The sequence below is a fragment of the Bradyrhizobium sp. CCH5-F6 genome, assembly GCF_001556045.1.
Lineage (GTDB): Bacteria > Pseudomonadota > Alphaproteobacteria > Rhizobiales > Xanthobacteraceae > Bradyrhizobium.
In genome coordinates, this window is sequence record NZ_LSIC01000073.1 from 122,343 (window position 1) to 145,143 (window position 22,801).

Here is a 22,801-nt window from a genome sequence, read left to right on the forward strand (position 1 = left end):
GGAATTATTAACAGGTCCGGGCCATGGCAAGCCCCCGCTACCGCAACCCGCTCCGCCCTGTTGCGGCAGGGCCAAAGCCGCTAAAAGGCGGACTGGCCGGACAGCCCGCGCAGCTGCTTCGCGCGACAAAGCGGCCCGGTCGCCGACCATCGAACGGCCTCAATGTGAACCAATCAGAGTGCCCATGAAGCTGATCCGCCCCCTCGCCGCGCTCACCCTCCTCGCCGTAACAGCGTTTCCGGCCATCGCCGCCGACGCCGTCTTCCCACCTGGCTTGCGTCTCGGCATGGTGCCGTTGATCGGCCTCAGCACGGCAAAAACCTTTCCGGGCTTCGAGAGCGAGGACGGCAACGTCAAGGTGCTGATCACCGAGCTGCCGCCGGCGGCCTATGGCGAGGTCGTGAGCGCCTTCAATTCAAATCCCGCCGGGGCCAACGGCGTCAAGCAGGACAAGATCGAGACCCCCGCCGGTCTCGCCTATTTCACCACCGAAAGCGGCAAGGCCGGCGATACGCCGGTGAAGCGCTATTCGATGATCGTGCCCGGTGCCGGCTTCTCCGGCTATGTCGCGGTGCAGATTCCCGAGAATGCGACCAAGATCTACACGGATGAAGCGGTGCGGCAGATGTTTGCGAGCGCCGTGACCCGCAAGCAGGTTTCTGCCGAGGAGCAGATCGCGCTGATGCCGTTCAAGATCACGGATCTCGCCGACTTCAAGGACATCCGGACCCTCGCGCCGGGCAGCAGCATCATCCTGGCCGACGGCGACGAGAGCACGGGCTACGAGTCGAGGCCGTTCATGATCCTCGGCGTGATCGGCGCCACCCCGCAGCAGGCGGACGACCGCGCCCGCTTCGCCCAGGAGGCGGCGCTCCAGATCCCCGGCGTGCGCGAGTCGCGCATCACCATGTCGGAGCCGATCCGCATCAACGGCCAGCAGGGATTCGAGACCCGGATCGATGGCGTCAGCGGCAAGGACAAGGTGCCGGTGACCGTGGTGCAGTGGATCCGCTTCTCGACCGGCGGCGCATCCTTGCGCATCATCGCCAGCGCCCCGCGCGACAAGTGGTCCGCCGCCTTCACCCGCTTCCGCGCCGTGCGCGACGGTATCCAGCCGAAGGGCTAGCTGCATCCGCAAGCGATATGCGCTCCCTCCCTCGCTTGCGTGGGAGGGCTGGGGAGATGGCTGTCTCAACAGCGACGGTTCTCCCAGAGAGAAGAACCCTCACCCGGCAGCGTTGCGCACCATGAAGATCGATCAGTTCGGCGCGCCGCTCGACTCATTGTTGTTGGCCGCCGACGCGGCCTTCGCGCCGCCCTTGGCGACGCCGACCAGCGCCGGGCGCAGCACGCGCTCGCCGATGGTGTAGCCGGCCTGCATGACCTGAACCACGGTGCCCGACGGCACCGACGGATCGGGCACTTCGTACATCGCCTGGTGGAAGTTCGGGTCGAATTTCTGGCCCTGCGGATCGAGCTTCTTCACGCCATGCTTTTCCAGCGCGCTGTGCAGCGAACGCTCGGTGAGCTCGACGCCTTCGATGAGCGCCGTCAGGCCGGGATCGGCCGCAGCACGCGCCTCGGCCGGAACGGCATCGAGCGCGCGCTGGAGGTTGTCGGCGATGTCGAGCACGTCACGGGCAAAGCCGGTGATGCCGTAGAGGCGGGCGTCGGCGACTTCCTTGCTGGTGCGCTTACGGAGATTCTCCATCTCGGCCAGCGTCCGCAGCATCCGATCGCGCGCCTCGGCGGCCTCCTTCTGCAACGTCTCCACCGAACCGGGCTCGGGATCATCGGGCATGACGTAGGGTTTCGACACCACCGGCTCGCCGGTCGCGGCAGTCGTGTCTTGGGGTTGCCGGTCTTGCTCGGTCATCGGCTAATCTCGAACTCGTTTCCAGGGATTGTTGGCCCGGATATCGTGCCTAACCCGGCGAAAATCAAGCGCCCGTGATCGGGGAAGCGCGGGTCAGCCCCCCAGGAGGCGGCTGACGATGCGGGCGGCGTAGTCCACGGTCGGGATCACGCGGGCATAATTCAGCCGCGTCGGGCCGATCACGCCCAATACGCCGACGATGTGTCCTGCGGCATCCCGATACGGCGAGATGATGGTGGAGGACCCCGACAGCGAAAACAACTTGTTCTCGCTGCCGATGAAGATACGCACCCCCTCAGCGGTTTCGGCCCGGCCGAGCAGGTCGATCACGCCGCGCTTGGTCTCGAGATCGTCGAACAGCAGGCGAACCCGCTCCAGATCCTCCAGCGCGTGCAGATCTTCGAGCAGATTGGCATGGCCGCGGACGATGAGCTGGCGATCCTCGTTCTCGCCGCCGGACCAGCTGGCGATGCCGGCCGAGATCACTTTTTGCGTCAGCTGATCGAGCTCGGCGCGGGCCGCGCCGAGCGCGGTCTCGAGCTCGAGCCGCGCCTCGGCCAGCGTACGGCCGCGGATGCGGGCATTGAGGAAATTGCCGGCCTCGGCGAGCGCCGAGGAGGGAACTCCGGGCGGCAGCGTCAGCACGCGGTTTTCGACCTGGCCGTCCTCGCCGACGAGGATCACCAGCGCTTTCTCCGGTTCCAGGCGGACGAACTCGATATGCTTCAGCCGCGCATTGGACTTTGGCGTCAGCACGACGGCTGCGGCGCGGGTCAGGCCCGACAGCCGCATCAGGGCCTGGTCCAGCGCCGCCTCGACGGACTGTGCTTCGCCGACGGAGGAGAGCTGGCTCTGGATCGACTGCCGCTCGGCCTCGTTGAGATCGCCGACCTGCATCAATGCATCGACGAAGAAGCGCAGGCCGAGTTCCGTCGGCAGCCGGCCGGCGGAGGTGTGGGGCGCATAGATCAGTCCGAGCTGCTCCAGATCGGCCATGACGTTGCGGACCGAGGCCGGCGACAGCGGCGTCGCGATCAGGCGCGAAATATTACGCGAGCCGACCGGCTCGCCGGTCGCAAGATAGCTTTCGACGATTTGACGAAAGATGTCGCGAGAACGCTCGTTGAGCTGGGCAAGGCCTGCGCGCGGCGCGATCAGATGGATCGGATCGTGATGGGCCACAGACGGTAACTCCTCTCAGATGCTTATAATTTGTCCATCCGGGACGCTTCTGACAAGCGTTGCATTTGCGGCCTCCATATCAGGGGTGAAAAAACCTTGCCGCCCACCCTCGCCCCACCTACAAGCACCGCGAACAGCCTTTTCCCGTGAGTTTTGGAGGATTCCCATGCGGCCAAGCCGCCGTGCGCCCGACGAATTGCGCCCCGTGACGCTGGAGCGCGGCGTGGTCAAATATGCGGAAGGCTCGTGCCTGGTGAAATTCGGCGATACCCACGTGCTGGTCACCGCCACGCTGGAGGACCGCCTGCCGCCGTGGCTGAAGGGCCAGGGCCGCGGCTGGGTCACCGCCGAATACGGCATGCTTCCGCGCGCGACCTCGGAACGGACCCGCCGCGAGGCGGCCGCCGGAAAGCAGAGCGGCCGCACCGTCGAGATCCAGCGCCTGATCGGCCGCTCGCTTCGCACCATCATCAATCTCGAAGCGCTCGGCGAGCGCCAGATCACGGTCGATTGCGACGTGCTCCAGGCCGACGGCGGCACGCGCACGGCCTCGATCACCGGCGCCTGGGTCGCGCTGGCCGACTGCATCAACTGGATGAAGGCGCGCAACATGGTCAAGGCCAACGTGATGCGCGACAACGTCGCCGCGATCTCCTGCGGCATCTATAACGGCACGCCTGTGCTCGATCTCGACTATGCCGAGGATTCGGAAGCCCAGACCGACGCCAATTTCGTCATGACGGGCGATGGCCGCATCATCGAGGTGCAGGGCACCGCGGAACGCGAGCCGTTCACCGAAGCCGAGCTCCTGGCGCTGATGGCGCTGGCCCGCAAGGGCATTGCGCGTCTGGTGGACTTGCAGAAACTGGCTGTGGCGTAGTCAATAGGCCATGCACCGCCGAATCACGGACAAGCTGGTCATCGCGACCCACAATCCCGGCAAGCTCGCCGAGATGCGGGAGCTGCTTGCGCCGTACGGCATCGAGGCGGTGTCGGCCGGCGAGCTCGGCCTGGGCGAGCCGGACGAGACCGGCACCGATTTCCGCAGCAACGCCGCGATCAAGGCGATCGCGGCGGCACAGGCAACCAAGCTTCCCGCCTTCGCCGACGATTCCGGCATCGTGGTCGACGCGCTCGATGGCGCGCCCGGCATCTACAGCGCGCGCTGGGCCGGCCCCGCCAAGGATTTCAATGCGGCGATGGCGCAGATCGAGCGCCTGCTGCAGGAGCGCGGCGCCACCACGGCCGACAAGCGCAGAGCGCATTTCGTCTCGGCACTCTGCGTCGCCTGGCCCGACCATCATCTCGAAGAGGTCGAGGCGCGTGTCGACGGCACGCTGGTCTGGCCGCCGCGCGGCAATGCCGGCTTCGGCTACGATCCGATGTTCCTGCCCAACGGCCACGACCGCACCTTCGGCGAGATGACCAGCATCGAGAAGCACGGGCTGCCGCCGCTCGGCCTCGGCCTGTCGCATCGCGCCCGCGCCTTCGTGAAACTGGCGGAGATCTGCCTTGAGCCGCGCTAGAGCGTCTGCGAGCGAAGTGGATACCTGTTCGCGCCAGGAAAACGCGTCAAAACAAGAATCCAAAGCCTTCGGCGTCTACGTGCACTGGCCGTTCTGCCTGTCAAAGTGCCCCTATTGCGACTTCAACAGCCACGTCCGCCACGCCGCGATCGACGAGGCCCGCTTCGCCTCCGCCTTCGCGCGCGAGATCGCCGCGACCGCCGAGCGCGCGCCCGGGCGTGAGGTCACCTCGATTTTCCTCGGCGGCGGCACCCCGTCCCTGATGCAGCCCGCCACCGTTGGCGCCGTGCTCGATGCGATCGGCAAGCACTGGTCCGTCGCAAGCGACGTCGAAGTCTCGCTCGAGGCGAACCCGACCAGCGTCGAAGCCACGCGCTTTGCCGGCTATCGCAGCGCCGGCGTCAATCGCGTCTCGCTCGGCGTGCAGGCGCTCGACGATGCCTCGCTGAAGGCGCTGGGCCGGATGCACAGCGCCCGCGAGGCGCTCGAGGCCGTCGCCATCGCGCGCCGCTCGTTCGACCGCTATTCGTTCGACCTGATCTACGCCCGCCCCGACCAGACGCCGGCGATGTGGGCCGACGAGCTGCGGCACGCGATCGATGAAGCGGCCGAGCATCTGTCGCTCTATCAATTGACGATCGAAGAGGGCACGCCGTTCTTCGGCCTGCACCAGGCCGGCAAATTGAAGACGCCGGACGAAGCCGTTGCGCGCGCGCTCTACGACGTCACGCAGGAGACCTGCGACAGACTCGGGCTACCGGCCTACGAGATCTCCAATCACGCGCGGCACGGCGCCGAGTGCAGGCACAACCTGGTCTATTGGCGCGGCGATGAATATGCCGGGATCGGTCCGGGCGCGCACGGCCGCCTCGACATCGACGGTATCAGGCACGCCACCGCCACCGAGAAGCGTCCCGAAGCCTGGCTGATGCGCGTCGAGAGCAACGGCCACGGCATCGTCACGGACGATCTGCTCAACAGCGAGGAGCGCGCCGACGAATTCCTGCTGATGGGGTTGCGCCTCGCCGAGGGCATCGACCCCGAGCGCTACAAGGCGCTCTCGGGCCGCCCGCTCGATCCCAAGCGCATCGCGCTGCTGCGCGAGGAAGGCGCGATCACGGTGGATCCGACGGGCCGGCTGCGCGTGACCAGCAGCGGCTTTCCGGTGCTGGATGCGGTGGTCGCGGATCTGGCGGCGTAGCGAGATCTTGTAGCCCGGATGGAGCGAAGCGTAATCCGGGACGGTCTCGCCGTGCGGAAAGAACCCCGGATTTCGCTGCGCTCCATCCGGGCTACGAAACCGTTACGCCCCAAAACTCTTCGGCGAGCCCGCGACAGCAACGCCGCCACCCTGCGTCACCTTCATCACCGCGAGCCCGCGTTCATTGGTGCCATCGGCGCGGAAGCGGAACAGGCCGTCGATGCCTGCAAAGCCGGAGGGGTTGGTGAGCACGTCGGACGAGAAGCGCGTGGTGCCTTGCGTGCGCGCGAGTGCGGCGACGAGCGCGACTGCGTCGTAAGCGAGTGTCGCGGTGCGCACTGGCTCCGCGCCGTACTTCGTGCGGTAGCGGCCGGAGAAGGCGCGGAAGCCGGCCGGGTCGGGCGCGGCGTAGAGGCCGCCCTGGAGCGCGGCGCTGGCATAGACGCGCGGATTGTCCCACAGGCCGGTGCCGAGCAGCTGGATGTTGCGCAGGTTCGCACCCGCCGCCGTCATCGCATCCGCCACTGAGACGACGGCATCGCCGTCATCGGCAATGAACAGCGCGTCGGCGCTGCCGAGCTGCTGCGCGACGGTGCGTGCCGGGGTGGCGCGATCGGCGCCGTATTTCTCGAAGGCGACGATGCGCCCGCCACGGCGCGGCACAGCCGCCTTCACCGCGGCCTCGACGACATTGCCATAAGCGTTGTCGGGCACGAGCACGGCGACGGAGCGCTTTCCGATGCTGGCCGAATATTCGACGATTCGGTTGACGTCGGACTCCGGCAGGAAGCTGAGCAGATAGACGCCGCGTCCGGCGATGCTGGAATCGGTCGAGAACGCGATCACCGAAATGCCGCGCGTGCGCGCAACCTGCGCCACCGCCGGCACCGACTGCGCGAACAGCGGCCCGAGGATGATCTCGGCGCCCTCGTCGACCGCCTGCTGCGCGCCGGCTTGTGCGCCTTGCGGGCTGCCATTGTCATCCTTGATCAGGAGCTGGATGTTCGGGTTCTGGAACTCGGCCAGCGCCATCTCGGCGGCATTACGCATCGATTGCGCCGCGAGACCGGCATTGCCAGCGGCGGAGAGCGGCAGGATCACGGCGACCTTTACGCCGCCGGTGCCGGCGGTCGTCGCCTGCTGCGGGGGACCTGCCGGCTGGGCCGGCGGCGCGGAGCTCGAGAACGGGTTGGAGAACTGGCTGAGACTTTGCTGCACGCCGGCGCAGGCCGACAGCACGGGCGCACCGAGCAGCAGGCCGAGCGCACTGCGCCGGGTCGCCCCCGACGATCGGGACCCCGGAACGGGAGACTTTGGATGACGCGGGCCCACCATGGCAGCTTCTCTTCTCACCGGCCGTCGCCCGCCGGTCACGACATTCCCTCCACGACACAAGCCGCGGATTCAGGCATATTGTCGGCGAATAGTTAACCAAAACAAAAGGATAACAACCGCTTAACGCGACCGCTTCCCTGTCCCGGCAGCTCTTCGCCGTCACGCATTCAGCATCAAGGCGGCGTTTCCGTCGTGAATATGGCGCAAGGGGGTTCATTCCCTCCCGACGTGATCCTGGATCGATCACATTCCCGTCCGTTCCTCGCCCCTCACCTCGGCACGATCTTTTTCGACCACCCGGTTCCCAGCCCTGCGGATCGTGCCTAAGTTGACTTCATTATGCGCGCAAAGCCGGCTCCGATAAATACGCCTGAAGCTCAAGACACCGCCTCGCGCGGTTTCTCCATCGATGCCCATCGGCTCGCGGCGCCCAAGGCCGCGCCGGGTCTCTATCTGGTCGCGACACCCATCGGCAATCTCGGCGACATCACCCTGCGGGCGCTTCAGACGCTCGCCGGCGTCGACGTCATCGCCTGCGAGGACACCCGCATCACGCGCCGCCTGACCGAGCGCTATGCGATCGCGGCAACGCTCAAGCAATATCACGAGCACAATGCGGAAGCGGCGCGGCCGAAGCTTCTGGCGGCGCTAGCGCAAGGCGGCTCGGTCGCGCTGGTCTCGGACGCCGGCACGCCGTTGATCTCCGATCCCGGCTTCAAGCTGGTGCGCGAGGTCTGCGCCGCCGGTCATCCCGTGTATGCGCTGCCCGGCCCATCCTCGGTGCTGGCGGCGCTGTCGGTGGCCGCGCTGCCTACCGACCGCTTCTTCTTCGAGGGTTTCTTGCCGGCGAAATCCGCGGCCCGCCGCACACGCCTGGCCGAGCTTGCGCGCATCGACGCGACGCTGGTGATGTTCGAATCGGGCAACCGGATGCAGGACACCCTGACCGATCTGGCCGGGATCATGGGCGAACGCGAGGCCGCGGTCTGCCGCGAGCTGACGAAGCTGCACGAGGAGGTCAGGCGTGCGCCCCTCGCCGAACTCGCGCGGCAAGCCGATGCGCCGGAGACGCGCGGTGAGTTCGTTCTGGTGATCGGCCCGCCCGCAGCGGACGCCGACGTGCTGGCATCGGATGCGCTCGACGGACTCCTGCGCGAGCAGCTTGCCGCAAACAGCGTCAAGGATGCCGTGGCCCATGCGGTCGCGCTGTCGGGCCGGCCGCGCCGCGAGGTCTATGCCCGTGCGCTCGAGCTCGCAAAGGATCTGCGGGGCGGCGATGGCGAAGACTGAGACGCCTAAGGAACCGAAGGTCGCCTCGCCCGAGCGCGTCGCCGCGTTCCACACCGGGATTTCCGCCGAGAGCCGCGCCGCGGCCTATCTGATGGCCAAGGGCTACCGCATCCTCGCCAAACGCTATCGCACCCCGCATGGCGAGATCGACATCGTGGCGCGACGCCGCAACCTGATCGCTTTCGTCGAGGTCAAGGCGCGGGCGACGCTGGATGACGCCGCCTTCGCCGTCACGCCGCGCCAGCAGCGGCGCATCATCGACGCCGCGCAAGGCTGGCTCGCAGCGCATCCCGAGCATGCCGAATTCGAATTGCGATTCGACGCCATGCTGATTGCGCCGCGATCACTTCCGCGCCATGTGTTGGCGGCATTCGACGCCTCGACCTGAAAGGCAGATCATGAAACTGAACGTCGCCGTCCAGATGGACCCCATCGCCCGCATCAACATCAAGGGCGATTCCACCTTTGCGCTGCTTCTCGAAGCGCAGAAGCGCGGCCATGGCCTGTCCTATTACACGCCCGACAAGCTCTCGATGGTCGGCGAGGAGCTGGTCGCGCCGGTTCAGCTCCTGACCGTGCGCGACGAGCCCGGCAACCACTTCACGCTCGGCGAGCCCCGGCGCGAAGCGCTGAACGGCTTCGACGTGGTGCTGCTCCGCCAGGACCCGCCGTTCGACCTCGCCTACATCACCTCGACGCACTTCCTGGAGCGCATCCATCCGAAGACGCTGGTCGTCAACGATCCCGCCTCCGTTCGCAACGCGCCGGAAAAGCTGTTCGTGATGAACTTTCCGCAGCTGATGCCGCCGACGCTGATCTCGCGCGACCTCGACGAGATCAACGCGTTTCGCGACAGGCACGGCGCCGTGGTGATGAAGCCGCTGCACGGCCATGGCGGCGCGGCGGTGTTCCGCGTGATGCCGCAGGACATGAATTTCGGCTCGCTGTTCGACATGTTCTCGGTGACGTTCAGGGAGCCCTGGGTGGTCCAGCAATTCATCCCCGAGGTGAAGCACGGCGACAAGCGCATCATCCTGGTCGACGGCGAATTCGCCGGCGCGGTGAACCGCGTGCCGGCCGCCGACGACCTCCGCTCCAACATGGTGCGCGGCGGCGCGGCCCAGGAGACCGAGCTCACCCCGCGCGAGCGCGAGATCTGCGCCACCGTCGGCCCGGCACTGCGCGAGCGCGGCCTCCTGTTCGTCGGCATCGACGTCATCAACGGCAACCTCACCGAAATCAACGTCACCTCGCCCACAGGCATCCGCGCCATCGCGCGGCTCGGCGGCCCTGACGTCGCGGCGAAGGTCTGGGACGTGATCGAGCAGAAGCGGGCGAAGTAGCGCCGGCGACGCTGGCGTCATTCCATCACCGTCGTCCTGATGTGCTCGTCCTACATGGCAGGACGAGCACCGGCGCGTCGCGGTACACCTTGCGATGGCTCGCGGCTTCGAGCCTCTCCGTCACTAACCACCCGTTCACCATGACGCCCACGCGCCGCATTCGAGCGCGTGCGCCGGTCTGCGTGAAACTACGGAGCCGCTGGCCGATCGAATAACGCCGCGTTCACCATCTGCCGAAATCCGGCATCGCCGCCGGCTATCGCATCCAGCCTCGCAACACCCCTTATACTTTTGCTCCCTACTCATCGACACGGGGGAACACGCCACGTGCGGTTCGAGTGCCCCGCGTAAGAGTACAGGCGTATGAACACCGCACGCATTGTCGTTCTCGTCATCGCATTGGGCGCCGGCGGCGTCGCTGCATATCTGGCGAGCGGCTACCAGAATGCGCCCGCCCCTGCCCAATCCGTCGCCGAGAAACTGCCGACGGTCGAGGTCCTGGTCGCCAAGAACGACATCCAGCTCGGCCAGGCGGTGAAGCCTGACGACCTGATATGGCAGGCCTGGCCTATCAGGTCGTCAGGCTTCACCGCCTGGCCGGCGGCGACCGCGAGCAACGCCTTCATCCGCCGCGACAGCAGGCCCGAGGCACAGACCCAGATCGCCGGCTCGATCGCGCGCGTGCCTTTGATGCAGGGCGAGCCGATCCGCGAGCAGAAGCTGGTCAGGGCCGAAGGCTCCGGCTTCATGGCCGCGATCCTGCCGTCCGGGATGCGCGCCGTCTCCACCGAGATTTCAGCCGAGACCGGCGCCGGCGGCTTCATCCTTCCGAATGACCGCGTCGACATCGTCCTGACGCGCCGGCTGAAGAATCCCGACGGCGACAACAATGGTCCGACCGCCGGCAACGACCTCGTGCTGTCCGAAGTCATTCTCACCAACATCCGCGTGCTCGCGATCGACCAGGCGCCGAAGGAAAAAGACGGCCAGAACGCCGTCGTCGGCAAGACCGTCACGCTCGAGCTCAGACCCGACCAGGTCGCCACGCTCTCGGCCGCGCGCCAGGGCGGCACGCTGACACTCGCGCTGCGCAGCATCGTCGACGCCAACGCAGTCGACGGCACGCCCGAGGAGCAGGCGATCAAGCGTCCGGGCGGCGTGAACGTGATCCGTTACGGCGTGCAGGCACGGCAACTGACGTCACAGAAGTGATGGGGACAGCATGAACCACGGGGGTGATCGGACGGGCCTGCGCATTCGGGGGAATCGCGCGCGCTCGTTCTTGGCGGGGACGATGTCGATGCTGGGGCTGCTCGCGGCCTCCGACGTCGTCAGAGCTGCGGATGCGCCGGTCGGCGACCAGGCGCCGATACAGGCGCCGGACCTCGGCGTGTCGCCCGTCGCGACGGTCGCACCCGCGAGAACGCGCTTCCTGTCGCTCGGCGTCGGCAAGTCCGTCGTGATCGACCTGCCGCGCGAGGTCAAGGACGTACTCGTGGCCGATCCCAAGATTGCCAACGCGGTGATCCGCTCGTCCCAGCGCGCCTATATCATCGGCGGCCAGGTTGGCCAGACCAACGTCGTGTTCTTCACCGCCGACGGCCAGCAGGTCGCCTCCTACGACATCGCCGTGAAGCGCGATCTCAACGGCATGCGGGCGGCGCTCCGCCAGTCCTTGCCGGGCGTGCAGATCGAAGGCGTCGGCGACAGCGTGATGCTGACCGGCTCGGTCTCGAGCCCGGTCGAGGCCCAGCAGGCGGGCGACGTCGCCGCAAAGCTCGTCGGCGGCCCGGACAAGGTCGTCAACAACATCGTCGTGCGCGGCCGCGACCAGGTGATGCTCAAGGTCGTGGTCGGCGAAGTCCGCCGCGACATCGTCAAGCAGCTGGGCGTCGATCTCAGCGCCAGCCTGAACGCCGGCACGGCTGTGGTGAACTTCAACAATTCCAACCCGTTCTCGGTCTCTGGCGGGCCTATCGTCGGCAGCAACGGACTCGGCGTCGCCGGCCTCTCCAATGGCGTCGCCACCGTCAGCGCCACGATGCGGGCGATGGAAAGTGCCGGTGTCATGCGCACGCTGGCCGAGCCGAGCCTGACCGCGATCTCCGGCGAATCCGCCACGTTCGTTGCCGGCGGCGAGTTCCCGATTCCCGCAGGCTATACCTGCGATCCGGTCACCCGCTCCTGCGCCACCCAGGTCACCTACAAGAAGTTCGGCATCTCCCTGAACTTCACCCCGGTCGTGCTCAGCGAGGGCCGCATCAGCCTGCGCGTGATGACCGAGGTCTCGGAGCTGTCGAACACGAACTCGATCACGTTGACGCAGGCGGTGTCCGCGACAACGAACAACTCGATCACCATCCCCTCGATCCAGACCCGCCGCGCCGAGACGACGCTGGAAATCCCTTCGGGCGGTTCGATGGCAATGGCCGGCCTGATCCAGCAGCAGACCAAGCAGGCGATCAACGGCCTGCCCGGCGTCGACCAGGTGCCGATCATCGGCGCGCTGTTCCGCAGCCGCGACTTCGTCAACAACGAGACCGAGCTGATGGTGATCGTGACGCCCTATGTGGTGCGCGCGGTCGCCCAGAAGGAATTGTCGCGGCCCGACGACGGCTTCGCACCGGCCTCGGACGCGCAGACGGCGCTGCTCGGTCGCATGAACCGCCTCTATGGCGTCGCGCGCCGGGTCGATCCGATCAACGGCCCGCCCGGTGATTTCGGCTTCATCATCGACTGAGACGAGCGGTTTGGGGACCGGAGCAGGAAACGGGGCAAGAGGGGACCAGGCGATGACGAACACATCGGCCGATCGACGTCGCAAGCTGCGGATCGCGCTGGCACTGACGGGCCTGTCCGTCATGCTCGGCGCCTGCAACACCACCGAGATCGTCACCCAGACGGTGCCGACCGACTATCGCCAGCGCCACCCGATCGCGGTGCAGGAAGGCAAGAAGTCGATCGTGATCTTCGTCGGCAAGGCGAGAGGCGGTCTCTCGGCCGCACAGCATTCGGACGTCGCGGGCATCGCCCGGGACTGGGGGCACGAAGGCACCGGCTCCGTCGTCGTCGACGTCCCCGTCGACACCGCCAATTCGCGCGCGGCTGCAGCGACCTATCAGGAGATCCGGTCCGTGCTCACGTCCGGCGGCGTGCCGTCGCGTGCCATCGTCCAGCATCCCTATCGCCCCGAGGATCCCGGGCTGCTGCCCACCATCCGCGTCAGCTATTCGAAGATCGCGGCAGTCGCCGGTCCCTGCGGGCTCTGGCCGGAAGACGTCGGCCCCTCCATCCTCGACCCCGGCTACAGCGAGAACCGGCCTTATTTCAATCTGGGCTGCGCCAGCCAGCGCAACCTCGCGGCGATGATCGACAACCCGGCCGACCTCGAGCAGCCCCGCGCCGAGACGCCCTCCTACACCGCACGGCGCAACATCGCGTTCGACCGTTACCGCAAGGGCACGCCGGTCGCGACGCCTTCTCCCGAATCCGACAAGGCCAAACTCAGCGACACCGGCAGATGACAGCTCTCCACGACGAAGACGCGGACGACCCGCGGCACCCCGAGGAACACATTGCGCCTGTCCCTCGCATTTCGGTGCAAGCCTTTTGCGAGACCGAGCAGACGCTGGCCGCGGTGACCGCGGCGGGACAGGATCGCCGGCTCGCCAAGGCCCACCTCACCGCCAAGGAAGGCGGCCTCGCCGCGGCGATCGAGGTCTATGAAACGATGCCGACGCCGAACGTGATCGTCATCGAGTCCGACGGCACGCGCGACCTGCTCGAAGGCCTCGACGATCTCGCCGGCGTCTGCGATCCCGGCACCCGCGTGGTCGTGATCGGCAGCCCCAACGACACCGCGCCCTATCGTGAGCTGGTGCGCCGCGGCGTCAACGATTACGTGGTCGGACCGGTCGAGACCCTCGACGTCGTCCGCTCGATCTGCAGCCTGTTCTCGGCTTCCGAGGCCATCATCACCGGCCGCGTCATTGCGGTGGTCGGCGCCAAGGGCGGCGTCGGTGCGTCCACCGTCGCGCACAATTTGGCCTGGACCATCGCCCGCGACCTCGCACTCGACTCCGTCGTGATCGATCTCGACCTCGCCTTCGGCACGGCGGGCCTCGACTACAACCAGGATCCGGTGCAGGGAATCGCCAATGCGGTGCTGTCGCAGGACCGGCCGGACACGGCGCTGATGGAGCGCCTGCTCGCCAAATGCACCGAGCGCCTCAGCCTGCTGGCGGCACCCGCCACGCTCGACCGCGTCTACGATTTCGGCGCCGAAGCCTTCGATGCGGTGTTCGACACGCTGCGCATGACCACGCCCTGCATTGTGCTCGACGTTCCCCACCAATGGTCCGGCTGGACGCGGCGCGCGCTGGTCAACGCGGACGACATCGTGATCGTGGCCGAGCCCGACCTCGCGAACTTGCGCAACACCAAGAACATGCTGACCGTGCTGAAGGCGGCACGCCCCAATGATCGCCCGCCGCTGTACTGCCTCAACCAGGTCGGCATGCACAAGCGCGCGGAGATCGAGGTCAAGGCGTTCGCCAAGACCATGGAGAGCCAGCCGATCGCGGTGATCCCGTTCGATTCGAAACTGTTCTCGACCGCCGCCAACAACGGCCAGATGATCGCCGAGGTCTCCAGAACCCACCGCACCACCCTTCTGTTCCAAAGCATGGCGAACCGCCTCGTCGGCCGCGGCGAGGTGAAGAAGCCGAAGCGCTCGCTGCTCGAGCCGCTGCTGAAGAAGCTGAAGGGCAGATCGGGGCGCAGCTCGGCCCCGCATCGCAAGGCGTCGTAGGGACTGGGGCGTTTTCGAGCCGAGTGGATCCGGCTCGACTCCGGAAAACGCGTCAGAACAGGAAATCAATCAAAGACGAGCGAGCTACTTGTCCGCCCGTTGCTGCTTTTTCGCCACCAGCTGCCGCAGCGCCGTGACCTTTGCCGCCGCCTGATCGGGCGGCAGATCGGCCCTCACGATGGCCTCGGCTTCGGCCTGCTTTCCCTCCAGGCCGAGCACGAGCGCGAGATTGGCACGCACGCGGGACTCGGCGGGATTGCGCTCATGCGCGCGGCGCAGGGTTTCCTCGGCGCGCGGCAGATTGTTCTGGAGCATGTAGGACAGGCCGAGATTGGACAGCACCTGCGGCTCGTCGGGCGCAATCTTCAAGGCGCTGGCGTAATATTGCTGCGCCTCTTCGTTGCGGCCGAGCTGGTCGAGCGCCGCGCCCTGCGCCGAGAGGATGCGCCAGTCCGGATCTTCCGGCGAGTGCGCGCGGCTGAGGACGTCGAAGGCCTGCTGGAAATTGCCGTTGTCGGCGAGCGCGCGGCCATAGCCGGCGAGCAGCGCCTTGTTGCTGGGATGGGCGAGCACGGCCTGCTCCAGCACCGCCACCGCCTGGGCGCGCTGACCGGTCTCGCGCAGCGCCTTGCCATAGGCCAGCGCAACGCCGGGATCACCGGGCTTGCCGCGATAGCGCTCGCGAAGCGCGTCCATGTCGGGCTTGGTGTCGGGCTTGGCGTCGGCCCTGCCGGCCGGCTCCGACTTGATGCCGAGCGCGCCGGTCACATCGTCGATGCCGGCGGTCTGGCAGCCGCCAAGGCCAAGCACCAGAAGTGCGGGAAGCAGGAATCTCGCCGGGAAGGCGAGGGGCGAACGCTTGGACATACTCTGATCACTCGGCAACTGATCAGAGATGCTTACCGATTAACGCTAAAGTCCCGTTAAGGACGCGCCCGGTGAGACCTTAGTCGACGAATTCGGCGCCGAACTCGCAGCCGATGCGCCAGCGCAGGCGGCATTGGCGGGAATAGTCGGGCGCGAAGATGATGGTGAATTGCGGCGGCACTTCCAGGAATTCCGCGACCACCTTCACGCCACCGTCCGAAATATCCGTGATCGTGCAATCCCGCGGCAGCGACCCCGCGCCAAAATGAATCTTGGCGAGCCGGCTGCACACCCGACGCTCGCTTCTCCGGCGATTTACCAGCATCTTCCCACTTCACTTGTTAGACTACGGCCCATCCCGCAGGCTCAGCAGTAGCGAACATTCGTTGGAATGTGCTGAGGACAGAAGCCCGCATTCGAGGCGTTGTTTCCGTGCCGTGTTTACGAAGGGTTAGGGGTGTCCGGCCCGGTCGATTTGTTCCCGTATTGTTCTTGCCAAGGACTGTCTCGCTCTGCTACCCTCGATTGTGCAAAGAGGGCAGGCTGTTTCGAGCATGGTTCAACGGGTTTCCACCGTCGCCTTTGAGGGGATCGAGGCCCGCGCGGTCGACGTGCAGGTGCAGGTCGCCCCTGGCCTGCCGGCCTTCGCCATCGTCGGCCTGCCGGACAAGGCGGTGTCCGAGGCGCGCGAGCGGGTGCGTTCGGCGCTGATCGCCTCGGGGCTGGCGCTGCCGGCGCGACGCATCATCGTGAACCTGGCACCGGCCGATCTGCCCAAGGAAGGCAGCCATTACGACCTGCCGATCGCGCTTGGCCTGATGGCGGCGATCGGCGCGATCCCGCCGGATGCGCTGGCCGGCTTCACCGTTCTCGGCGAGCTCGGCCTCGACGGCTCGATCGCGCCGGTGGCCGGCGTTCTTCCCGCCGCGATCGGCGCCAATGCACGCGAGGAAGGGCTGATCTGCCCCGCAGCCTGCGGCTCCGAGGCGGCGTGGGCGAGCCCGGACATCCAGATCATCGCGGCGAGCTCGCTGATCCAGATCGCCAACCATTTCAAGGGCACGCAGGTGCTGTCGCGGCCCTCGCCGAAGGTGCATGAGGCCGCCGCCTCCACGCTCGACCTGCGCGACATCAAGGGCCAGGAAAGCGCCAAGCGCGCTCTGGAGATCGCGGCCGCCGGCGGCCATCACCTCCTCATGATCGGCGCGCCCGGCGCCGGCAAATCGATGCTTGCGGCGCGCCTGCCCTCGATCCTGCCGCCGCTCTCCCCGGGCGAGCTGCTCGAGGTGTCGATGATCGCCTCTGTCGCCGGCGAGATCGAAGGCGGCGCGCTGACGGCGCGGCGGCCGTTCCGCTCGCCGCATCACTCCGCCAGCATGGCCGCGCTGACGGGCGGCGGCATGCGCGCCAGGCCCGGCGAGATCTCGCTGGCGCATCAGGGCGTGCTGTTCCTCGACGAATTGCCGGAGTTCGATCCGCGCGTGCTGGATTCGCTGCGCCAGCCACTGGAGAACGGCGAGGTCGCAGTGTCGCGCGCCAATCACCGCGTCACCTATCCTGCCCGCTTCATGCTGGTCGCCGCGATGAACCCCTGCCGCTGCGGAAATGCGTTCGAGCCCGGCTATGCCTGCAAGCGCGGCCGCATCGATCGCTGCACCGGCGACTATCAGGCGCGGATCTCGGGTCCCCTCATGGACCGCATCGATCTGCGCATCGAGGTGCCGGCCGTGACCGCGGCGGACCTGATCCTGCCGCCGCCCGCCGAAGGCTCGGCCGAGGTCGCGGCGCGCGTGGCCGCGGCGCGCGACATCCAGCTCGCGCGCTATGCGGCTGCAGGCTTGCCCCACATTCGCACCAATGCGGAGGCGCCCGCCTCGGTGCTGGAGGAGATCGCAAAGCCGGATGCGCAAGGCCAAAAGCTGCTGCGCGATGCCGCCGAGACCATGCGGCTGTCGGCGCGCGGCTATCACCGCGTGCTGCGGGTGGCGCGCACCCTGGCCGACCTCGATCACGCCGACAAGATCGGCCGCCTGCATCTCGCAGAAGCGCTGTCCTACCGCGCGCTCGCGGAGGATGTGCGGCAGATGGCCTGATCATTCCGCGCGTCAACCCGGCGGTAACGAGTTTCCTTTACGCTCTGCAAACCATAAGGCCCGCGAGTTTCGGTTGTGAGTTCCCTGGGGCCGGGCGAGTAGAGTGTCATGTTGCGTCTCAAGATCCTGGCCTCGGTTGTTCCCCTGTTGGCGGCTGCGGTGTTCGCCCGCGCCGAGATCGGATCGGTCTCGCAGCCCTGCATCGCGCTCGGCGAGACATCGGTCGAGCTCACCTCCCTGTTCTGGACCGCCGGCGTGCATGTCGCCTTCACCGACGATCCCGCGCGGGCCACGGTACGGGTCCAGATCACCGAGGACGCAGACACAGCGGACTTCACCGTGGTGGACGACGGCATCGGTTCCGAGCCGGACTCCTGCCAGGCCAATCCGTCGCGGCGTCTCGTCTCGATTGCCGCTGAGCCGGTCGATGGCGGCCAGGTGATCTATCTCTCCAGCGAGGGACCGGCGGATTATCGCATCTATGTGCGCTCGAAGACGTTCTCGCAGCGCGAGGCGGCGGCGCTGATCGTGGGCGCCCGCGGCGGCCACCGTCACCTCCAGGCCGCCTCGCTCTGAGCCGTTAACATTCCGTCAACCCTGTTTGGAGGCGGCCGCCAAGCCGCAAACTGTTCGCAAGGTCGACGCGACATCGTCGCATGCGGCATCACAGGTTTTGAGGAAAAGGTCGGGATCGGTGGCGATGGGTCGGACGTTCCGGATCAAGGTGCGCATGCGCCGCTTCAGGCGGCAGCATCCCAGGCTGGCCTTCGCGATCCGCTCCTTCATGATCTTCTCGGCGACGTTCGGCGCCGCCTATGGTTTCGTCTCCGGCAGCCGCTCCGAGAATTCCGGCTACGATCCGAATGCGTTTGCGATCGGTGCGAGCTTCCTGTTCGCGCTCGCCTGTCTCGGCCTTGCGACGCTGAGCATGCGGCTGCGCTTCGTCAACAAGCGGCTGCGTGCGCTCGCCGCCCACAACGAGGCGCTGATCGACCGCAATTGGGAGCTGAAGGAAGCCGAGGAGCGTGCCCGCAGCCTGTTCGAACAGCAGGGCGACCTGATCGTGCTGCGCGACACGAACGGGTGCATCACCTTCGCCAACGAGCCCTATTGCGCACTCGCGGGACAGCCGCGAAGCGCGCTGGTCGGCACGCGCTTTGATTTCGACGTGCTGGAACAGGGCGACAGCGCTCGCGAGAGCAGCGGCACCCGCGTCCACGACCAGAAGATCGCAACCCCGCTCGGCGCGCGCTGGATCGCCTGGCGCGAGGGCTATGTCCGGCGCGATGCCGGCCAGCCCGCCGAATTGCAGAGCGTCGGACGCGACGTCACCGACCGGACCGAGACCGAACGCGCACTGGCCGACGCCCGCGACCAGGCCGATACCGCCAACCGCGCCAAGTCGCGTTTCCTCGCGATGGCCTCGCACGAGATCCGCACGCCACTCAACGGCATCATCGGCATGGGCGGCCTCCTGCTCGACACCACACTGACGCCGGAGCAGGCGACCTATGCCAGGGCGGTGAAAACTTCGGGCGAAGCCTTGATGGCGCTGATCGAGGAACTGCTCGACTATTCCAAGATCGAGGCCGGCAAGCTCGACCTCGATCAGCGTCCCTTCGCGCTTTCGGCCCTGGTCGAGGAGATCACCGAGCTGCTCGCGCCGCGCGCACAGGCGAAGACGCTCGAGATCGCCGCCTATGTCGACGAGCGCCTGCCGCTCGAGGTGGTCGGCGACGCCGCGCGGCTGCGCCAGGTGCTGCTCAACCTCGCCGGCAACGCCATCAAGTTCACCGCGCACGGCGGCGTTGCGCTGATCGTCGAGCCCGGCATCTGGCCGAACGAGATCAGCTTCCTGGTCCGCGATACCGGCATCGGCATCGCACCGGACGCGCAGCAGCGCATCTTTCGTGAGTTCGAGCAGGCCGACGAGCGCGTCGCCCGCACCTATGGCGGCACCGGACTCGGCCTTGCCATCAGCGAGCGCATCGTCAAGCGCATGGGCGGACGGATCACGCTCACGAGCGAGCCGGGCAGGGGCTCGACCTTCGAGGTCGCGGTGCCGCTTCCGCCGTCGCAGGCCAGCGCCGGACAGACGGCATTTCCGAGCCCCGATCTCACCGGCAAGTCGATGCTCCTCGTCGCCGACGGCATCGAGGCCTCGTTGATCGCACGACGCCTTGAGCGCTGGGGCGGCCAGATCTGCATGGTTGGGGATGCGGCGGTCGCCGAAGCACTTCTGCCGGAACGCTCGTGGCACGCGGTCCTCATCGATCGCGCGATCGGTGCTGCCGTCGCCGACCGTCTAAGCGAGGCGGCACTGACGCATGCACTACAGCGCCTGGTGCTGCTGACGTCGAGCTCGCGCCACGAGAAGCTGTCGCCAGCCTTCACCGGCTTTCTGATCAAGCCGCTGCGCGCCGCCTCGCTCGCCGCACGTCTGGCGCTGACGCCGGAGGTTCCTTCGCCCGATCTCGCGCCCGAACCGCTGGCTGAATCCTCGGAAGGAGGAGCGCCGCCGAAAGGCCTGTCGATCCTCGTCGCCGAGGACAATGAGATCAATGCGCTCTTGATGCGCTCGCTGCTGACCAAGCTCGGCCACCGCGTCGTCATCGCCGTCCATGGCGAGGCGGCGCTGGAATCCTGGCTCGCGGCGTCATCGGCCGGCACGCCCTATGACCTCGTTCTGATGGACATCCAGATGCCGCAGCTCGACGGCATCGAGACGACGAAACGCATCCGCGCGCACGAGGCAGCCACGGGTCGCCAGCACACGCCGATCCTGGCGCTCACCGCCAATACGCTGGCCGAAGACCGCTATGCCTGCTTCGAAGCCGGAATGAACGGCTTCCTGATCAAGCCGCTCGACCGGGAGAAGCTGGACGAGGCGCTGGCCGGGCTGGCCGCGTCACGGCACCCGGCGGTCTGACCAGGGTCCAAGGGAACTCTGGCTCGGCAGCAATCGACAATTGAAATCCAGCGCGTTGCGCGTCACCATCCTCCGGGGGCATTTTGCAACAGAGGATTTTGTGCATGAACGTGCTTTCCCGCCTCGCTCTCGTTGTTTTTCTCGCCGGATTTTCCCAGCACGCTGCGGCCGATACGCCGGAACTCATCACATCGCTGAAGCAGGGCGGTTACGTCCTGATCTTCCGACACACCGCCACCGACGATAGCCAGAAGGACGTCTACCCCTTCAAGTTCGACGACATGAGCGCGCAGCGTCAGCTCAGCGAAAAGGGCAGGGACATGGCGCGCCAGATCGGAACGGCGGTCAAGGACCTCGCGATTCCGATCGGCGATGTCTACAGCAGTCGGCTTAACCGCGCGGTCGAGACCGGCAAGCTGATCTCCGGCCGCGAGGTCACGCCGGTCGATGCGCTCACCGACAGCAGCAATGCCAGCGCGTCGGGCATGGCAAACCCGACCGGCGCCAATGCAAAGGCCGGGCAGGCCGTGCGGCAGCTCGTCGATGCGCCGCCGAAGACCGGCACCAACACCTTCCTGGTGACCCACAAGACCAACGTTGCCGATGCCTTTGGCAAGGAAGCCGGCGATGTGCAGGAAGGCGAAGCCTTCGTCTACAAGGCCAGCAGCTCGGGTCCCGCCACCTTTGCAGGGCGGATCAAGCTCGCCGACTGGAACGCAAAAGCCGGCAAGTGAGGGCCGGCACCCGGCCCGGACTGCCGGCGGCATAGAGCAGACTTTCTCAATTCCATAATGCGCGGAACGCATCTCGCGGCGGCGTATTGGCAAACCGGCATTGCGAGCGCGGCCGCGTCGTTGGCGGGCGATTGGCCCGGCATGACTTGCCGCTCCGCCGCAGTCCTGTGATACCAACCTTCCGTGGATAGCAACTGAAAGCTGGCGAACGCGTGAGAACATCAGAAGACCGCTCATTCCTCATCTTGCTTGCCGCGATCTCCATTGCGTTCGCGTGGGTGCTTTGGCCGTTCTTTGGCGCATTATTGTGGGCCATCCTGCTGGCCATCATCTTTGCACCCCTCTATCGGCGCGCCCTGGAAACCCTCCCGGGAAAGCACAACCTTGCCGCATTGTTCACTGTCGTCGTCGTGATCGTCATGGTCCTGATCCCCGTGGCGATCGTCATCGCTTCGCTCATCGACCAGGGTGGCGAGCTTTATCAGCGCGTTCAGAACGGGGAGATCAGTTTCGAGCATCCTCTGCAGCAGCTGAAATCGGCGCTGCCCGGCTGGGCTGCTTCGATTTCGGATCGGCTGGCCAGTATCGATCTTTCGGCCCTGAGGGAGCGGCTATCGGGTCTGGTCGTCCCGGCCGGCCAACAGATCGCCGGGCATGCGTTCAACATCGGCCAGTTGACGCTGGAGTTCGTCGCGAGCCTGCTCGTGATGCTTTACCTGCTGTTCTTCCTGCTGCGCGACGGTGACGAGCTCAACGCACGCATCCGCGACGCGCTCCCGCTGCGCCCGAGCCACACCGCAGAGATCTTGAATGCGTTCATTCTCGCCGTTCGGGGGACGATCAAGGGGATCGTGCTCGTCGCCCTGATTCAGGGAGCGCTTGGCGGGCTGATTTTCTGGCTGCTCGGCTTGACTGCGCCCCTGCTGGCGGGCGCCCTCATGGCGCTGCTTTCACTCCTGCCCGTGCTCGGCTCCGCGCTGGTCTGGGCTCCGGTCGCACTCTATTTGCTTGTGGCAGGCGCAGTCACGAAGGGCATCATCCTGCTCGCCTTCGGGACTTTCGTGATCGGCCTGGCGGACAATTTTCTCCGCCCGATCCTGGTCGGCCAGTCGATCCAGATGCCGAGCTATGTCGTGCTGATCGCCACCCTGGGCGGCCTTGCGGCCTTTGGAGCGAACGGCTTCGTCATCGGCCCCCTCGTCGCCGCAATGTTTCTAACGGCCTGGCAGATTTACATCGGCTCGAAGATGCAAAAAGAGATCCGGAAATGACCTCTCATACGGCATAGGCGACAAAGCGCGGCGCAGAGAGCTTCTCGGGTGGCGTCTGAGTGCCCCGGAAGATGGTGTCTGCCTTGGCCGCGCGCTTGCAGTGCGGGCATACGAAGAGATGCGCGATGATCGGGGTCGGCTCGTCCGCGAGCAACTCGGAACGGAACCACTTCATCTCGATGTGACAGTCCGGGCAGGTCGGTGCTTCGAGCTGCTCGGCCGCGCTTCTGAGACGATCAACCATGTTGCCTTTCCTGCCGTTTCCCAAGGAATAGCGGAATGGCCATCGCAGGTCTGCTACAAAAGATACCTTGCTCGAACCGGCCAGCGCCACGTTCACGGCG

General features: G+C 66.6%; 22 protein-coding genes. 16 read left to right on the top strand and 6 right to left on the bottom strand.

Annotated elements, in window-relative coordinates:
• Positions 1-184 precede the first annotated feature (184 nt).
• Complete coding sequence (locus tag AX729_RS13090; RefSeq protein WP_061023595.1) at positions 185-1,126, top strand: hypothetical protein; 942 nt, start codon at positions 185-187, stop codon at positions 1,124-1,126.
• A gap of 132 nt (positions 1,127-1,258) precedes the next feature.
• Here AX729_RS13090 and grpE read toward each other — a convergent pair whose 3' ends face one another.
• Positions 1,259-1,876, bottom strand: coding sequence for a nucleotide exchange factor GrpE (gene grpE / locus AX729_RS13095; protein ID WP_061023597.1), 618 nt, complete (start codon positions 1,874-1,876; stop codon positions 1,259-1,261).
• Between the two features lie 93 nt (positions 1,877-1,969).
• Complete coding sequence (hrcA, locus tag AX729_RS13100; RefSeq protein ID WP_061023599.1) at positions 1,970-3,058, bottom strand: heat-inducible transcriptional repressor HrcA; 1,089 nt, start codon at positions 3,056-3,058, stop codon at positions 1,970-1,972.
• 166 nt (positions 3,059-3,224) lie between these two features.
• Here hrcA and rph point away from each other — a divergent pair, with 166 nt between their 5' ends.
• Genes rph through hemW form a run of 3 tightly spaced genes read left to right on the top strand, consistent with a single transcriptional unit; the run spans position 3,225 to position 5,785 of the window.
• Positions 3,225-3,938 (top strand): ribonuclease PH, encoded by a 714-nt coding sequence (gene rph / locus AX729_RS13105; RefSeq protein ID WP_061023601.1) that lies wholly within the window; start codon positions 3,225-3,227, stop codon positions 3,936-3,938.
• Between the two features lie 10 nt (positions 3,939-3,948).
• Positions 3,949-4,584, top strand: a complete 636-nt coding sequence (rdgB, locus tag AX729_RS13110; protein ID WP_061023603.1) for an RdgB/HAM1 family non-canonical purine NTP pyrophosphatase — start codon at positions 3,949-3,951, stop codon at positions 4,582-4,584.
• Between the two features lie 16 nt (positions 4,585-4,600).
• Positions 4,601-5,785: a radical SAM family heme chaperone HemW gene (gene hemW, locus AX729_RS13115; RefSeq protein ID WP_061023605.1), complete on the top strand. Its 1,185-nt coding sequence runs from the start codon at positions 4,601-4,603 to the stop codon at positions 5,783-5,785.
• A 102-nt stretch (positions 5,786-5,887) separates the two neighbouring features.
• Here hemW and AX729_RS13120 read toward each other — a convergent pair whose 3' ends face one another.
• Entirely contained in the window at positions 5,888-7,120 is a 1,233-nt protein-coding gene (locus AX729_RS13120) for a penicillin-binding protein activator (RefSeq protein WP_061023607.1), read from the bottom strand.
• 339 nt (positions 7,121-7,459) lie between these two features.
• Here AX729_RS13120 and rsmI point away from each other — a divergent pair, with 339 nt between their 5' ends.
• From rsmI to AX729_RS13155, 7 genes are all read left to right on the top strand, one after another.
• Positions 7,460-8,410, top strand: coding sequence for a 16S rRNA (cytidine(1402)-2'-O)-methyltransferase (gene rsmI, locus AX729_RS13125; protein ID WP_061023610.1), 951 nt, complete (start codon positions 7,460-7,462; stop codon positions 8,408-8,410).
• Positions 8,397-8,798, top strand: a complete 402-nt coding sequence (locus AX729_RS13130) for a YraN family protein (RefSeq protein WP_061023612.1) — start codon at positions 8,397-8,399, stop codon at positions 8,796-8,798. The genes rsmI and AX729_RS13130 overlap by 14 nt, the downstream gene beginning before the upstream one ends.
• Before the next feature lie 10 nt (positions 8,799-8,808).
• A complete protein-coding gene (gene gshB, locus AX729_RS13135; protein ID WP_061023614.1) occupies positions 8,809-9,753 on the top strand; it encodes a glutathione synthase in 945 nt (314 codons plus the stop codon).
• A 363-nt stretch (positions 9,754-10,116) separates the two neighbouring features.
• Positions 10,117-10,965, top strand: a complete 849-nt coding sequence (gene cpaB / locus AX729_RS13140) for a Flp pilus assembly protein CpaB (RefSeq protein ID WP_061023616.1) — start codon at positions 10,117-10,119, stop codon at positions 10,963-10,965.
• Between the two features lie 10 nt (positions 10,966-10,975).
• Positions 10,976-12,493 carry a type II and III secretion system protein family protein gene (locus tag AX729_RS13145; protein ID WP_061023618.1) on the top strand — a complete coding sequence of 506 codons (1,518 nt, stop codon included), beginning with the start codon at positions 10,976-10,978 and terminating at the stop codon, positions 12,491-12,493.
• A gap of 52 nt (positions 12,494-12,545) precedes the next feature.
• Positions 12,546-13,277 carry a CpaD family pilus assembly protein gene (locus AX729_RS13150; RefSeq protein WP_061023621.1) on the top strand — a complete coding sequence of 244 codons (732 nt, stop codon included), beginning with the start codon at positions 12,546-12,548 and terminating at the stop codon, positions 13,275-13,277.
• On the top strand, positions 13,274-14,563 hold the full coding sequence (locus tag AX729_RS13155) for a CpaE/TadZ family protein (RefSeq protein WP_061023623.1): 1,290 nt from the start codon (positions 13,274-13,276) through the stop codon (positions 14,561-14,563). Before AX729_RS13150 ends, AX729_RS13155 begins: the two co-directional genes overlap by 4 nt.
• 84 nt (positions 14,564-14,647) lie before the next feature.
• On the opposite strand, the gene AX729_RS13160 is transcribed toward AX729_RS13155, so the two are convergent.
• Together AX729_RS13160 and AX729_RS13165 are read right to left on the bottom strand one after the other, a co-directional pair.
• Complete coding sequence (locus tag AX729_RS13160) at positions 14,648-15,430, bottom strand: tetratricopeptide repeat protein (RefSeq protein ID WP_061023625.1); 783 nt, start codon at positions 15,428-15,430, stop codon at positions 14,648-14,650.
• Between the two features lie 79 nt (positions 15,431-15,509).
• Positions 15,510-15,755 carry a PilZ domain-containing protein gene (locus AX729_RS13165; RefSeq protein ID WP_028145870.1) on the bottom strand — a complete coding sequence of 82 codons (246 nt, stop codon included), beginning with the start codon at positions 15,753-15,755 and terminating at the stop codon, positions 15,510-15,512.
• A 229-nt stretch (positions 15,756-15,984) separates the two neighbouring features.
• On the opposite strand from AX729_RS13165, the gene AX729_RS13170 reads away from it, so the two are divergent.
• The 5 genes from AX729_RS13170 to AX729_RS13190 all read left to right on the top strand — a co-directional run bounded on the left by AX729_RS13170 (position 15,985) and on the right by AX729_RS13190 (position 22,457).
• Entirely contained in the window at positions 15,985-17,523 is a 1,539-nt protein-coding gene (locus AX729_RS13170; RefSeq protein WP_061023626.1) for a YifB family Mg chelatase-like AAA ATPase, read from the top strand.
• Positions 17,524-17,631: 108 nt separating this feature from the next.
• Positions 17,632-18,099 carry a hypothetical protein gene (locus tag AX729_RS13175; protein WP_061023629.1) on the top strand — a complete coding sequence of 156 codons (468 nt, stop codon included), beginning with the start codon at positions 17,632-17,634 and terminating at the stop codon, positions 18,097-18,099.
• Between the two features lie 124 nt (positions 18,100-18,223).
• The gene (locus AX729_RS13180; RefSeq protein WP_061023631.1) at positions 18,224-20,452 is read left to right on the top strand and encodes an ATP-binding protein; all 2,229 of its coding nucleotides are present in this window, start codon (positions 18,224-18,226) and stop codon (positions 20,450-20,452) included.
• Between the two features lie 104 nt (positions 20,453-20,556).
• Entirely contained in the window at positions 20,557-21,186 is a 630-nt protein-coding gene (locus AX729_RS13185) for a histidine phosphatase family protein (protein ID WP_061023632.1), read from the top strand.
• A 212-nt stretch (positions 21,187-21,398) separates the two neighbouring features.
• Positions 21,399-22,457: an AI-2E family transporter gene (locus AX729_RS13190; protein WP_061023634.1), complete on the top strand. Its 1,059-nt coding sequence runs from the start codon at positions 21,399-21,401 to the stop codon at positions 22,455-22,457.
• A 4-nt stretch (positions 22,458-22,461) separates the two neighbouring features.
• Here the strand turns inward: AX729_RS13190 and AX729_RS13195 are convergent, their stop codons facing one another.
• On the bottom strand, positions 22,462-22,701 hold the full coding sequence (locus AX729_RS13195) for a hypothetical protein (protein WP_061023636.1): 240 nt from the start codon (positions 22,699-22,701) through the stop codon (positions 22,462-22,464).
• Between the last annotated feature and the right edge of the window lie 100 nt (positions 22,702-22,801).